Here is a 14,170-nt window from a genome sequence, read left to right on the forward strand (position 1 = left end):
TTTTTCTATGTCCGCTTTTTCCAATTCCTACACCCACGAAGATTTTACACTAACCCGGCTGCATGCGTCTGCAGCCGGGCTTTCGACCAATCGCGGCGTCTCCCCGAAGTTCGATTTGTGTGCCGGCCGACAGCAGCGGTGTGCCTGCGGCATCCCATCCGCGCGATGAACCTTGATAAACCGCTCTTCTCCGCCGATATTTCTGATCAGAACCGCCGATCGACCGCGGTCGACGACGATCCCGTTGGATTTGATCCGTTGCGCATGCGATAATGTCGGAGGAGAAAAATATCGCGGACAAAACCGGCGGACAACTTTTTGCGAAAGCGCGTACATGGGATTGCTCTCTGGAATTATAGGCGGTTTGCAGGCATGGAAGTATCAGGAGGTCAACTTTTTCTATCACAATTTCAACCTGATCGGAAAGGGGCTGGCGCGCATGCCGGCGATCGAATTCACCGCTCTTCCGCTTCCCCACTACATCCGCGCGGGCTACAGCCTGGCCGGACCGGGGCGGAAGCATCCCGAGCGGTGTGCGATCGGCGAGTTCGATCTGCTTGTCGTCGCGCAAGGCTGCTTGTATATTGGGGAGGAAGACCGGCAATATGAAGTGGCGGAAGGCCACGCGCTCATTCTGCGGCCGGATCTGCACCATTATCCGACGGCCGGATGCACGGAGCGGACGGCTTCCTACTGGCTGCATTTCCATACGGCAGGTTCATGGCGGTTGACGGATGACGACGGGGAAGAGGCCGCGGGCGGAGCGGACGATGCGCCGGCGCCGGGCCGGACGTTCCGGATGCAGACGTTCCGGATCCGCGTGCCGCAGTTCAGCCGCCTGGTGCAGCCGGCGAAGATGTACGAGGTGCTGCGGCAGCTCGTCGCGCTCGAGCGCGATTCCCACCTGCACTGGGTGCGCTGGGAACAGCAGCTCCTGTTCCAGCAGGTGCTGATGATGCTCGCCGCCGGCGCCGACGCCCGTTCGCCGCGCCCGGGGGCTGTGGTGGCGGATCAGGCCGCGTCGTACTTGCGCAAGCACTACCGCGAGCGGCTGACGGCGAAGAATCTCGGCGAGGCGCTCAATTTTCACCCGGTGTACATCGCGCGCTGCATGAAGCGGCAGTTCGGCTGCTCGCCGATGGAGTATCTGCTGCAATACCGGCTCGATCAGGCGAAGCTGCTGCTGCTTCAGACCGATCTGCCGGTCGGCCGGATTGCGCAGGATGTCGGTTTCCGGCAGGCCGCCTATTTCACCGCATGTTTCGCGAGAAATGAAGGGGTGACGCCCCGCGAGTATCGCCGGCGGTTTCTTCAGAATCCCGGCGCGGCGGGGCTTGATCCGATACCGACCACAACGGGAGGCGGGAATTGAAATGGAGAAGACGGCTTACGTGACGGGCTGCGACCGCGGGCTCGGCCTTGCGCTGGCGAAAGTGCTGCTGGCCGAAGGGTACCGCGTGTTCGCGGGAAGCTACCTCGCCGACTGGCCCGAACTCGGCGAACTGGCGGAGAAGGAGCCGAAGCTGCGCATCGTGCCGCTGGACATCGGCAGCGACGAATCGGTGCAGCGGGCGGCGGACATCGTGAAGGCGGAGACGGACCGTCTCGACATCCTCATCAACAACGCGGCCATTTACCGGGACCGCTCGGAGGACATCTTCGGCGCTCTGTACTTCGACGACATGCTGAACATGTACAACGTCAACACGCTCGGCACGCTGCGCGTCACCCACTCCGTCATCGACCTGCTGGTGAAGGGAGAAGGGAAACGGCTCGTCAATATTTCGTCCGAGGCCGGCAGCATCGCCGACAACTGGCGGAAGCGCGAATACGGCTACTGCATGACGAAGGCGGCGGTCAACATGCAGTCGGCGATCCTGCAGAACCATCTGCAGGAATATGGCATCAAGGTGATGTGCTTCCATCCGGGATGGGTGCGCTCCTACATGTCGGGCACGTTCAACGACAAGGCGACGGTCGAGGCGATCGACGCGGCGAAGGGCATCATCGCGCAGGTGCTCAAGCCGCAGGAGATTACGGCGCTGCCGTCGTACACGGACTACACGGGCAAACCGCTGCCCTGGTAAGTCTGCCGAATCCAGCGACCGGGAGGAACGATCGGAATGAAGAAGGTCATCGCCCTCGTCGGCGACTATTGGCATGCAGGAGATATGATTCGGGAAGCGCTGGGGCAGGCGGCGGAAGCGGCCGGCGGCATGGCGCTCTCGTTCGCGGAGCACGGGGAGCTTGCGGATCGGCTGAAGGAGCGGCCGGACGCGGTCGTCCTGTTCAAACAGAACCCGCTGAACGGGCCGCAGGAACCGTTCGAGCCGTGGATGTCGCCCGAAATCGAGGCGGCGATCGCCGGGTATGTGAAAGACGGCGGCCGCTGGCTGGCCTGGCATACGGGAATGGCCGGCTATGACAAGGACGGCGCCTACGTCGACATGCTGCGCGGCCGCTTCCTGCATCACCCGAAAATGAACGACGTCACCTACACGCGCGCTTCGGACGGTGCCGAAGTGATGACGCTTTTCGACGAGCATTATTTTGTGGAAGTGGACGAGTCCAGGACGAACGTGTTCCTGCGCTCGCGCTCGGCGGACGGCGAGTCGCTGGCCGGCTGGGAACACGGCTACGGGGAAGGCAAGGTGTGCTGCCTGACGCCCGCCCATGCCCGCGAAGCGCTGCTCGATCCGAAGTTCCAGGCGTTCCTGGCGGAGCGGCTGCGGCTCTTGCTGGCCTGATCGGATCTGCGGCGACGGAAAGGATCATCAGATGAAGCCCCTATAAGAAAGGAAGATCGGCATGACCCTTGAGAACGGCGCCATCCGCCACATGGCCATTTTCACGCTCAAATATCCGAAGGACGCGCCCGAGACGGAGCAGTTTCTGGAAGACGGCCGGCGCATCCTGACCGGCATTCCGGTCGTGCGCAATTTCGAGGTGCTGCGCCAGACAAGTCCGAAAACGGACTTCGACTTCGGCTTCTCGATGGAGTTCGCGAGCCAGGCCGACTACGATGCGTACAACGCGCATCCGGATCACGTGAAGTTCGTCGAGGAGCGGTGGAAGAAGGAAGTCGTCCGCTTCCAGGAGATCGACTTCGTGAACGTCTGAGCGGTGCGGCGCCATCACGTTTGGACCAATCGCATGTTGGCGAAGACCGGCTCCCTTCCTGCCCGGTATGCGGCAAGGGAGCCGGTTTTTGTTTGGCGAAACGCGGCTCAATCCGACGGATGACGCGGAAGATCATTGACGGAATAGTAATCGTTTCCTATACTTGAGGTACGCAAGTCCTACTTGGGATCAAGGCAACCTGCGCGAAAGCGCAAGGACGCAAAGCTACAGGGGCTAATCGGCGGGATGGACCGGACCTCCGCAATTCGGGCGGACGGACGGTTCGCGCCGGATGCCAGCCAGCTGCCGAACAAGGAAGGAGGCCGCGTTGGGATGGATTCCGCTTTTCCGGAGCGAACATCCGAAAATTCCGTAGCGCACCAGACCGAGGACAGAAAAGGGAGGCTGTGGCCGGCGGCCGCGAACTCGTACAAGGAGGCGGCCGGGAAAGCCGCGGGTCAGCAAGCGGCACAGCCCGGGAACGGGGAGCAGGGCAAGAAGACGGTTCCGGTGCCGCCCGCGCTGATGATCGGCGCGAAGCTGGACATCCGGGTATAGCCGGACGGACCGGGAGAGAACAATTATATAGGATAAATCCGTTGACAATTTGTTGAACGGCGTGATACTGTACGTCATAAAGATGACACAACGGCAACGGAAAGGAGCTGCGGGCGATGAACGGCAATCGGATGGATCATATCCTCCTTATGCCATCTGGAGGCGAGGTTCATATTGCCCGCGGCCGCTTCATCCCGGCTCCGGCCCATCGCCGGCGGTCTGCCGAATGAAGCGCTGACATGCGCATGCCGCGGGAGGGGCGCGGCGTGTACCCATAACGGGAACTTGGGAGCACATCGCACCTTTTGCGGTGTGCGTTTTGTTTTTGCGGTCGAGATCCAAGGACGGAGAGAGGAGAGACAGACATGCTGGCGGTGCTGCGCAAACTGGGCTGGTTCTTCAAGCTGGAACGCAAACGTTACCTCATCGCCTTCACGCTGCTTTTTGTCAGCGGCATCATCGAAGTGCTGCCGCCGATGATCGTCGGAGATGCGATTGACGCCATCTATCAGGGGACCATGACCTGGCAGAGTCTGACGATGACGCTGGCGGCGCTTGCCGGCCTGACGATCATCGTCTATGTTACCTCCTATAAATGGCACTACAATCTGTTCGGCGGTTCGTTCGTCGTGGAGCGGATGCTCCGCTCCAGGCTGATGCGGCATTTTCTGAAGATGACCCCGGCGTTCTTCCATAAAAATCGCACCGGGGATCTGATGGCGCGCGCGACGAACGACCTGAACGCGGTCAGCCTGACGGCCGGTTTCGGCCTGCTGACGCTGATGGACTCCACGCTGTGGATGGCGCTCCTGCTCTTCATGATGTCTGTCTTCGTCTCCTGGAAGCTGACGCTGATGGCGGTGCTGCCGCTGCCGATCATGGCCTTTCTCGCCAGCGTGTACGGCAGATGGATCCACAACCGGTTCACCGCGGCGCAGGACGCGTTCGGCGACATGAACGAGAGCGTGCTGGAGACGATCTCCGGCATCCGCGTCATCCGCGCCTATGTGCAGGAGCGGGCGCAGGAGCGCCGGTTCGAAGCGGTAACGGAAGACGTCTACAAGAAAAATCTGGATGTCGTGCGCATCGAGGCGCTGTTCGAGCCGACGGTGCGAATTTTCGTCGGCGCAAGCTATCTGATCGGCCTCGGTTACGGGGCATACCTCGTCTTCCACAACGAGCTGACGATCGGCGGGCTCGTCACCTTCAACGTCTATCTCGGGATGCTGATCTGGCCGATGTTCGCGGTCGGCGAGATGATCAACATCATGCAGCGCGGCAACGCGTCGCTCGACCGGGTGAACGAGACGCTGAATTACAAGCCGGATGTGCCGGACGTGCCGGACGCGGAAGCGGCGATGGAGACGGAAGCGCCGGAGACGCCGGGCGACATCGTCTTCCGGAACGTGACGTTCCGCTACCCGGGGTCGCCGGTCGACAATCTGCGGGACGTCTCGTTTGTGCTGCGGCAGGGCGGAACGCTCGGCGTCGTCGGGCGGACGGGCGCCGGCAAGACGACGCTGATCCGGCAGCTGCTGCGCGAATATCCGCCGGGCGAAGGCGAGATCACAATCGGCGGCGTGCCGATCGAACGGATTCCGACCGACCGGCTCAAGTCGTGGTTCGGCTACGTGCCGCAGGAGCAGTTCCTGTTCTCGCGCTCGGTGCGCGACAACATCCTGTTCGCGCGCGACGACGCGGGCGAGGAGGAGCTTGAGCGCGCGATCGAGGCGTCCGCGTTCAAGAAAGACCTGGCCTTCCTGCCGGACGGCCTGGATACGCTCGTCGGCGAGCGGGGCGTCGCCCTGTCCGGCGGCCAGAAGCAGCGCGTCGCGATCGCCCGGGCGCTCGTCCGGGATCCGGAGATTCTGATGCTCGACGACGCGCTGTCCGCGGTGGACGCGCGGACGGAGGCGGAGATCATCGCGAACATCCGGCGCGAGCGGCAGGGCAAGACGACGATCATCGTCACGCACCGGCTGTCCGCCGTCCAGCACGCGGACTGGATCATCGTGCTCGAAGACGGACGGATCATCGAGGAAGGCGCGCATGAGGAGCTTCTGGCGCGCGGCGGCTGGTACAAGGAACAGTACGAAAGGCAGCGGATGGAAGAAGCGGTTGGATCGGAAGCGGGTGATCATGCATGAGCACGGAAGACATTTTCGGGCGGGATCTGGACATCGACCGGGCGTCGGCCGGCAAGGGCGAGACGGTCAGGCGCCTGATCCGGTATGCCATGCTGTACAAATGGCAGCTGCTCCTGGCCATCGTCATGCTGGCCATATCCGTCGCCACCAACCTGGCCGGCCCGTTCGTGGCGAAGCGGCTGATCGACGTGCATATTTCGGGCATCGAGCAGCCGTGGCATGAAGTGTCCGCGGAGGATGCCCATACGGCCGAATACGGGGGCAAGCTTTACAAACGGTCGGACCATTTCGCTCCCGGCGAGGAGCGGGGCGGAGAAGTCCGCATCCTGCAGATCGGAAGGGAATACTACTTCATTCCGCAGCCGGTCGCGTTCGACGGCGCCCGGACGGTGAACGAAGACGGCACGGTCACGATCGAACAGGGCGGGCAGACGGCCGTCTATCCGGCCGAGCGGATCGGCGCGAAGGAGATCTACCGGTTCTACCGTCCCGAAGTCGACGGCATGCTGCGGCTTTGCCTGTTCTATTTCGGGCTGACGGTGCTGTCGGCGTTCTTCGCTTACGGCCAGCGCTACTATCTGCAGGCGGCGGCGAACCGGATCATCCTGAAAATGCGCAACGACGTGTTCGCCCAAGTGAACCGGCTGGCGGTCCGCTTCTTCGACAATCTGCCGGCCGGCAAAGTCGTCTCCCGCATCACGAACGATACGGAGGCGATCCGCGAGCTGTACGTGACGGTGCTGGCGAACTTTTTCACCGGCGGCGTCAACATGGTCGGCATTCTCGGCGCGATGTTCCTGCTGGATGTGCGGCTGGCGGCGATCTGCCTGATCATCATCCCGATCCTGGCGGTATGGATCTGGGTCTACGGCCGGTTCGCCCGGCGGTACAACCGCGTGATCCGCGCGACGCTGAGCGAGATCAACGGCCGGATCAACGAATCGATCCAGGGGATGGCCGTCATCCGGGCGTTCCGGCGCGAGAAGAAGGTGGAGGAAGAGTTCGAGGCGTACAACCACCGGAGCTTCGTCTACAAGAACAAGCTGCTCAGTCTGAACTCGCTGACCGGCTACAACCTGGTCGGCGTCATCCGGAACTTCGCCTATGTGGCGGTCATCTGGTATTTCGGCGCGGAGCGGCTGACCGGTCCGGAGGCGATTGTGTCGCTCGGCGTGCTGTACGCGTTCGTCGACTATCTGAACCGGCTGTTTGACCCGATCGTGAACATCGTCAACCAGTTGCCGAATCTCGAGACGGCGCTTGTCTCGGCCGAGCGGGTGTTCGTCCTGCTCGACGAGCCGGGCGAAGACGTGTCGGATGAACGGATTCCCCGCTATAAGGGCGATGTCGCGTTCCGCGACGTCTGGTTCTCGTACAAGGAAGGCGAACCGGTGCTGAAAGGCATCTCGTTCGAGGCGAAGCAGGGGCAGACGGTCGCGCTCGTCGGCCATACCGGTTCGGGCAAAAGCTCGATCATCAACCTGCTCTTCCGCTTCTACGATCCGGACAGCGGCAGCGTCACCATCGACGGCGTCGACGTGCGGGATATCCCGCGGCAGGCGCTCCGGGCGCATATGGGCATCGTACTGCAGGATCCGTTCCTGTTCACCGGCACGGTCGAATCGAACATTACGATGGGCGATTCCCGGATCACGCGCGAGAAGGCCGCGAAGGCGCTGGCCGAAGTCGGCGGCGACCGGGTGCTGAAAGCTCTGCCGCGCGGCATCGACGAGCCGGTGCTGGAGAAGGGCAGCACGCTGTCGGCCGGACAGCGGCAGCTGATCTCGTTCGCCCGCGCGCTCGCGTTCGACCCGGCGATCCTCATCCTGGACGAGGCGACAAGCAACATCGATACGGAGACGGAAGCGATCATCCAGGAAGCGCTCGAGGTCGTCAAGCAGGGGCGGACGACGTTCATCGTCGCGCACCGTTTGTCGACGATCAAGAACGCCGATCTGATTCTCGTGCTCGACCGCGGCGTCATCGTGGAGCGGGGAAATCACGAGTCGCTGATGGAGCGGCGCGGCAAGTATTATCAAATGTATCAGCTGCAGCAGGGAGAGGCTTCCGCCGCGGGCGCCGCGGCAGGCGCCGGACCGGCAAAGTGAAGAGGACGGGGAACCCCGGGACCGCATGAAGCGGGACCGGGGTTTTCTGTTTCTGAAACTCGGAAACTCATACACAAAAAAAGATGGAGGATATCCAACGGCCGTATCCTTATCCGCTTACAACATCGGCTCTATAATACTGATGGCGTTTACAATACATGTGCATGGCAAGACGGATGTGCATTGAAAAGGGAGGAAGGAAAGTAGAGATGAAGAGAACACTGGCATTGCTCACCGCGATCATCATGCTCGCATCGCTGCTGGCGGCCTGCGGGGGGAGCAACAAGGACAACAACTCCGGCTCCAACTCGTCGACGGGCGGCAACACGTCGAGCAACACGGAAAGCACGGGCAACTCGGGCGGATCTTCCGGCTCGGGCGAGAAGATCAAGATCAACCTCTGGTCGTTTACGGACGAAATTCCGAAGATGGCGGAAAAGTACGTTCAACTGTTCCCCGAGAAGAACGTCGAATTCAATCCGACCATCATCGCCACCACGGAAGGCGCGTATCAGCCGGCGCTTGACCAGGCGATTGTCGGCGGAGGCAGCGACGCTCCGGACATCTATGCTGCCGAAGCGGCGTTCGTTCTGAAGTACACGCAAGGCGACATGTCCGATTTTGCGGCTGCTTATGCCGATCTGGGTCTCACCGACGACATGGTGAAGGAAGCCGGCATCGCCGAGTACTCGGTTGAAATCGGCTCCAAGGACGGCGTGCTGAAAGCGCTTGGCTATCAGGCAACCGGCGGCGCGTTCATCTATCGCCGCTCGATCGCTAAGGATGTCTTCGGCACAGACGATCCGCAAGTCATCAAGGACGAGATCGGCCCGGGTTGGGACAAATTCTTCGAAGCGGCCGAGAAGCTGAAAGCGAAAGGCTATGCGATCGTCTCCGGCGACGGCGACATCTGGCACCCGATCGAGAACAGCTCGGACCAGGGCTGGATCGTTGACGGCAAACTGCACATTGATCCGAAGCGTGAAGCATTCCTCGACATGTCCAAGCGTCTGAAGGACAACGGTTATCACAACGACACCCGCGACTGGCAGGAAGCCTGGTTCGCCGACATGAACGGCAGCGGTCCGAAACCGGTATTCGGTTTCTTCGGTCCGGCATGGCTCATCAACTATGTCATGAAGGACAATGTGGGCGACACCTTCGGCGACTGGGCGGTCACCGAGCCGACGACGGGCTTCTTCTGGGGCGGCACCTGGCTGCTGGCCAACAAGGAAGTGCTCAAGGACGAAGCGAAGAAGCAAGCGGTCGCCGACTTCATCAAGTGGGTAACGCTGGATACGTCCGAGACGGGTCTGCAATACTTCTGGGCGAACGGCACGATGGTCGAAGGCGAGCAAGGCACGAAGGACTCCGTCGCATCCTCCGTCGTCATGGAGAAATCGAACGGCGAACTCGACATCCTCGGCGGTCAGAACATGTTCGACGTGTTTGTGCCGGCGAACGCCAACGCAACGGGCAAAAACCTGACGCAGTATGACGAATCGATCAACCTCATTTGGCGCGACCAAGTCCGCGAGTACGCTGCCGGCAACAAGAGCCGTGAGCAGGCGCTTGCCGACTTCAAGAACCGGGTCAAAGACGAACTGGGCATTGACAGCGAGTAAGGGCGCCTTGACGGGGCGGCGGGTGGGTATCCCCCGCCCCTTTAACATCATCGGGGGGTGATCGATTTTGCGCCGGCGCAGCAAACTCAACTATTCCAGGTACGGCTATCTCTTCTGCCTTCCCTTCGTATTGGCGTTCCTGGTTTTTTCGCTGTATCCGATCCTGTACACGGCATTCATCGGGTTTACCGACATGAAAGGCGTCGTCCCGAAAACGCCCCACATTCTGGACGATCCGCTGGAAAACTTCAAAAACCTGCTGTTCGAAAATGAGCTGTTCCGGATGTCGCTCATGAATACGGCGCTCATCTGGATCGTGAACTTCATCCCGCAACTGGGGCTCGCGCTCCTGCTCACCGCCTGGTTCACGAACAAGCGGCTCAAACTGCGGGGACAGGGCGCGTTCAAAATTCTGTTCTACATGCCGAACATCATCACGGCCGGCACGATCGCCGTGCTGTTCAGCTCGCTGTTCGCGTATCCGATCGGCCCGATCAACAGCATGTACCAAATGTTCGGCTGGTCGAACGAGGCGATCAATTTTCTCCAGGACAAGACGACGGCGAGGGGGATCGTGGCGTTCATCCAGTTCTGGATGTGGTACGGCCATACGATGCTGATCCTGATCGCGGGCGTGCTGGGGATCAACCCGGCGATCTATGAGGCGGCGGCCATCGACGGCGCGAACGGATTCCAGACGTTCTTCCGGATTACGCTGCCGAGCCTCCGGACGATCATGCTGTTCACGCTGATCACGTCGATGATCGGCGGTCTGCAAATGTTCGACATTCCGCAGTTGTTCTTGGCGGGCCAACCGGACAACTCGACCTACACCGCCACGATGTTCATCTATTCGCAGGCATTCAGGGGCAGCTACCTGTACAACCGCGCAGCCGCGGCCAGCATGATTCTGTTCGTGATCGCGGCCGTACTGTCGGCGTTCCTGTTCTATCTGATGCGCGACCGCGACGCGGCGCGTCTCAAACGGGAAGAGCGGCGGATTCGCAAAGCGGCGAAAGCGGCGTCACAAGGGGGCGTAACGCATGCATAGTCAACTGAGGAAGAGCAACGCCATCGCCCTGAACATTAATCGAACAATCATTTATATCGTCTGCATCTTCCTGGCTCTGCTCAGCATCGCGCCATTCTGGATCATGTTCGTGAACGCGACGCGTTCGACGTCGGAGATCCAGCAAGGCTTGGCCATTCTGCCTTCGGGGCATCTCATGAGGAACCTGGAGATTCTGCTCGACAAGAGCTTCGATCCGATCACCGGGTTCGTGAACTCGTTCATCATCGCCGCGGGCGCGACGTTGTGCGCGGTCTATTTCTCCTCCCTGACCGCATACGGGCTCGTGGCATACAACTGGAAGCTCCGGCAGCCGTTCTTCACGTTCATTATTCTGGTGATGCTGATTCCGGCGCAGGCGAGCGCGGTCGGTTTCTACCAGTTCATGTACAAGCTCGGCTGGACGAACAACCATCTGCCGCTCATTCTGCCCGCGATTGCGTCGCCGGCGATCGTGTTCTTCATGCGCCAATATCTGATCGGCGCGCTGTCGTTCGAAGTCGTGGAGTCGGCGCGGGTGGACGGATCCGGCGAATTCGCCACATTCAACCGGATCATCCTGCCGATCATGATGCCGGCGGTGGCGACGCAGGCGATCTTCGTCTTCGTGGCGAACTGGAACAACCTGTTCATGCCGCTCATTCTGCTGACACAGAAGGAGAAATACACGCTTCCGATCATGGTCAGCCTGTTGCGCGGCGACATTTACCGGACGGAGTACGGTTCCATCTATCTCGGACTGTCGCTGACGGCAATCCCGCTGTTCATTATCTACTTCCTGCTGTCCCGGTACATCATCGAAGGCGTGGCGTTGGGCAGCGTGAAGGAGTAAGGTCAACCGAGCCTGCGCAGCAGCGGCTCGACCTGTTCCGTCCAGCCGCTGTCGGCCTCGTCGGCAAGCAGCGTATGCCAGCCGAAGGTTTCCGCCGCGCGCAGGTTGTCCGGGTGGTCATCGACGAACAGGACGGGCGCGCCGGGCGGTATCTTCGCAGCTGCCGTCTCGTAGATTCTCGGGTCCGGCTTGAAGAAGCCGGCCTCGCTTGAAATCGTAATGCCGGAGAAAAGCCGGATGCGGTGATCCAGCTGCGGCAGGAGCCATTCCGCGCGGTGGTTGCTCAGAATATGCAGATCGGCGAGGCTGCTCCATGCCTGAAGATGATTCAGCGCCGGGAGCGGCTTCATGCTGTCCAGAAGCGCCTGACGGGCCGATGCAATATCCAGGCCGGGCCAGGCGGCGGACAGCCAGGACCAGAAGTCCGGCTCCGATATGCCGCCGGACCAGAGCAGGCCGCGCATCTCCCGGCGGTAGCGGGCGCGGAGTTCATCGAAGGGCGCGCCGGCCAGCTTGGCCAGCGTCTTCCAGAACGAATCCAGGTTGGTCAGCAGCACGCCGCCGGCATCAAGGACAAGCTGGGGTTTCAGGGGCATCCGGATTCATCTCCCATAGTCGTGCCCGATGCGAATGGCCGCGTCGGGCCTCTTTCTGTCTTGTGTGACCCAAGACCGCCGGTTACCGGGCGGTCTTCTCGTTATCATGCGCCCTTATGGTCCGGGGCAAGGCCGAGGGAGGCGAGCGCGGACAGCACCCGCGCTTTCAGCGCCTGCTTTGCCTCCGGCTCGAGGAAGGCCGCATCCGCCGCGTTCAGGACGAGCGCCGCGATCTCCCGCGGCGCCATGCCCAGCCGCTCATGCAGCAGCCGGTACTCATCCGCGATCGTCGTGCCCGATACCGTCGGATTGTCCGTGTTCGCCGTGACGACGAGCCCTTCGGCCGCGTAGCGGCGGAGCGGGTACGCGTCCCACCCGGGAACCGCCCGCGTCTGGATGTTGCTCGTGGGACACATCTCGAGCGGAATCCGGCGTTCTCTGAGCATTGCGAGTATCTCCGGGTCCTCCTGGGCGCGGACGCCGTGGCCGATCCGAACGGCGCCGAGCCGTTCGACGGCTTCGCGGATGCTCTCGGGTCCGGCCGCTTCGCCGGCGTGAATCGTGACCGGCAGGCCGAGCGCGGCGGCCGCTTCGAACACCCGTCGGAAGGCGGATGTCGGGAAGCGCGACTCGTCCCCGGCAAGGTCGACGGCGCCCACGCCGTACCCGGCGAAACGCGCGGCCGCCTCCACGGCGGCGATGTTCAGCGCCTCGTCGTGATGGCGCATGCAGATGACGATGGCGCGCGCCGGGATGCCGCATTCGGCTTCGCCGCGCCTGAGGCCGTCGATGACGCTGCGGATGGCGTCGTCCGCGCTCAAGGATTCCCGGGTATGCAGCATCGGGGCGAAGCGCACCTCAACGTACAGGCCGCCGCTGTCCGCCGTCTGCCGCACGCATTCGAAGGCGGCGAGCTCGAGCGCTTCCGCATCCTGCAGATGGGGAAGCACGAAATCAAATTTGGTCAGGTACTCGGTCAGGTTCGCGTTGTCGGGCGCCGCCTGCATGTACGGCAGCAGCCGCTCCGGCTCCGTCTCCGGAAGCGGTCGCTTCCGCTCGCGGGCCAGGCGGATCAGCGTCTCCGGCCGGACGCACCCGTCCAGATGGAGATGGAGATCGATCTTCGGCATGGCCGCGATCAGGTCCAAAGGCCTGGTCATCAAGAACTTCCTCCTCTCATTGTCTGCGCGGTCTCCGGGCGGGAACGTCTCCCGGCAGCGCCTTGTTTTTCCCCCATCGTAATGGCAGCCGGGGGCAGTGTCAACTTGCTTAACAAGCATAGACATTCGCGCGGGATTTTCGGATAATGGAAATATAAGTGTTAACACAATGTAATGCCGAGGTGGGGAAAGTTGAAGCTGACCTATTATGGCCACAGTTGTGTTCTGGTCGAAACATCCGGCCGGAGACTCATTATCGATCCGTTCCTGACCGGCAATCCGACGGCGCCGGTTGCCGCCTCCGAAGTCCGGGCGGACTATGTGCTGCTCACGCACGGGCATAACGACCATGTCGGCGACGCCTTTGAAATCGCGAAACGCTGCGACGCGGTCGTCATCGCGCCGTTCGAACTGGCGACCTATGCCGGGTGGCAAGGCTGCAAGACGCATCCGATGCATATCGGCGGCGCGCATGCGTTCGATTTCGGCACGGTGAAACTGACGCCTGCGCTGCACGGCTCCGGCTATGAAGTGCCGGGAGAGCAACGCCTCATCTATATGGGCATGCCGGCGGGCCTGCTGCTGACGAGCGAAGGCCGAACGGTCTATCACGCGGGCGATACGGCGCTGTTCGGCGACATGCGGCTTATCGGAAAGCGCAACTCGATCGACCTTGCGTTCCTGCCGATCGGCGACAATTACACGATGGGGCCTGACGATGCGCTGACGGCCGCGGAATGGCTGCGGGCGGCCCGGGTCGTTCCCGTCCATTACAATACGTTCCCGCTCATCAAGCAGGACGGGCAGGCATTCGCCGGCCGGTTGAAAGCCGCCGGCATCGAAGGGATTCCGCTGGCGCCCGGCGAATCGATCGAACTGTGAGCGGCTTGCGGCATCGCAAGCCGCACGCCGGCGCGCCGGCGCACAAGGGGGAAGCCGTCTCATCCCGACGCCC

At 61.9% G+C, this 14,170-nt stretch carries 14 protein-coding genes and 1 riboswitch; of the genes, 12 read left to right on the plus strand and 2 right to left on the minus strand.

Annotation, left to right across the window (positions count from 1 at the left end):
• The 11 genes from KJQ12_RS08845 to KJQ12_RS08895 all read left to right on the plus strand — a co-directional run.
• Positions 1-273: hypothetical protein (locus KJQ12_RS08845; RefSeq protein ID WP_213484358.1), on the plus strand; the 273-nt coding region annotated here is incomplete at its 5' end.
• A 166-nt stretch (positions 274-439) separates the two neighbouring features.
• Complete coding sequence (locus KJQ12_RS08850) at positions 440-1,372, plus strand: helix-turn-helix transcriptional regulator (protein WP_213484396.1); 933 nt, start codon at positions 440-442, stop codon at positions 1,370-1,372.
• A 1-nt stretch (position 1,373) separates the two neighbouring features.
• Positions 1,374-2,087 carry an SDR family NAD(P)-dependent oxidoreductase gene (locus KJQ12_RS08855; protein ID WP_213484359.1) on the plus strand — a complete coding sequence of 238 codons (714 nt, stop codon included), beginning with the start codon at positions 1,374-1,376 and terminating at the stop codon, positions 2,085-2,087.
• Between the two features lie 36 nt (positions 2,088-2,123).
• Positions 2,124-2,747 (plus strand): ThuA domain-containing protein, encoded by a 624-nt coding sequence (locus tag KJQ12_RS08860; RefSeq protein ID WP_213484361.1) that lies wholly within the window; start codon positions 2,124-2,126, stop codon positions 2,745-2,747.
• Positions 2,748-2,808: 61 nt separating this feature from the next.
• A complete protein-coding gene (locus tag KJQ12_RS08865) occupies positions 2,809-3,120 on the plus strand; it encodes a Dabb family protein (protein WP_244860522.1) in 312 nt (103 codons plus the stop codon).
• 183 nt (positions 3,121-3,303) lie between these two features.
• Positions 3,304-3,431, plus strand: a riboswitch (cyclic di-GMP riboswitch).
• 22 nt (positions 3,432-3,453) lie between these two features.
• Positions 3,454-3,678: a hypothetical protein gene (locus KJQ12_RS08870; RefSeq protein WP_213484363.1), complete on the plus strand. Its 225-nt coding sequence runs from the start codon at positions 3,454-3,456 to the stop codon at positions 3,676-3,678.
• Positions 3,679-4,043: 365 nt separating this feature from the next.
• Complete coding sequence (locus KJQ12_RS08875) at positions 4,044-5,825, plus strand: ABC transporter ATP-binding protein (protein ID WP_213484364.1); 1,782 nt, start codon at positions 4,044-4,046, stop codon at positions 5,823-5,825.
• Positions 5,822-7,933: an ABC transporter ATP-binding protein gene (locus KJQ12_RS08880; protein ID WP_425315968.1), complete on the plus strand. Its 2,112-nt coding sequence runs from the start codon at positions 5,822-5,824 to the stop codon at positions 7,931-7,933. Before KJQ12_RS08875 ends, KJQ12_RS08880 begins: the two co-directional genes overlap by 4 nt.
• A 209-nt stretch (positions 7,934-8,142) precedes the next feature.
• Entirely contained in the window at positions 8,143-9,558 is a 1,416-nt protein-coding gene (locus KJQ12_RS08885) for an ABC transporter substrate-binding protein (protein ID WP_213484367.1), read from the plus strand.
• A gap of 67 nt (positions 9,559-9,625) precedes the next feature.
• Positions 9,626-10,609 carry a carbohydrate ABC transporter permease gene (locus tag KJQ12_RS08890; RefSeq protein ID WP_213484369.1) on the plus strand — a complete coding sequence of 328 codons (984 nt, stop codon included), beginning with the start codon at positions 9,626-9,628 and terminating at the stop codon, positions 10,607-10,609.
• Positions 10,602-11,459 (plus strand): carbohydrate ABC transporter permease, encoded by an 858-nt coding sequence (locus KJQ12_RS08895; protein ID WP_015256667.1) that lies wholly within the window; start codon positions 10,602-10,604, stop codon positions 11,457-11,459. Before KJQ12_RS08890 ends, KJQ12_RS08895 begins: the two co-directional genes overlap by 8 nt.
• A 2-nt stretch (positions 11,460-11,461) precedes the next feature.
• On the opposite strand, the gene KJQ12_RS08900 is transcribed toward KJQ12_RS08895, so the two are convergent.
• Positions 11,462-12,055, minus strand: coding sequence for an HAD family hydrolase (locus KJQ12_RS08900; RefSeq protein WP_213484370.1), 594 nt, complete (start codon positions 12,053-12,055; stop codon positions 11,462-11,464).
• Positions 12,056-12,159: 104 nt separating this feature from the next.
• Positions 12,160-13,215: an adenosine deaminase gene (add, locus tag KJQ12_RS08905; RefSeq protein WP_213484371.1), complete on the minus strand. Its 1,056-nt coding sequence runs from the start codon at positions 13,213-13,215 to the stop codon at positions 12,160-12,162.
• A 192-nt stretch (positions 13,216-13,407) separates the two neighbouring features.
• On the opposite strand from add, the gene KJQ12_RS08910 reads away from it, so the two are divergent.
• Entirely contained in the window at positions 13,408-14,097 is a 690-nt protein-coding gene (locus KJQ12_RS08910) for a metal-dependent hydrolase (RefSeq protein ID WP_213484372.1), read from the plus strand.
• Positions 14,098-14,170: the final 73 nt, after the last annotated feature.

Origin of the sequence: Thermobacillus xylanilyticus, from assembly GCF_907165215.1 — a bacterium.
GTDB classification, from domain to species: Bacteria; Bacillota; Bacilli; order Paenibacillales; family Paenibacillaceae; genus Thermobacillus; species Thermobacillus xylanilyticus.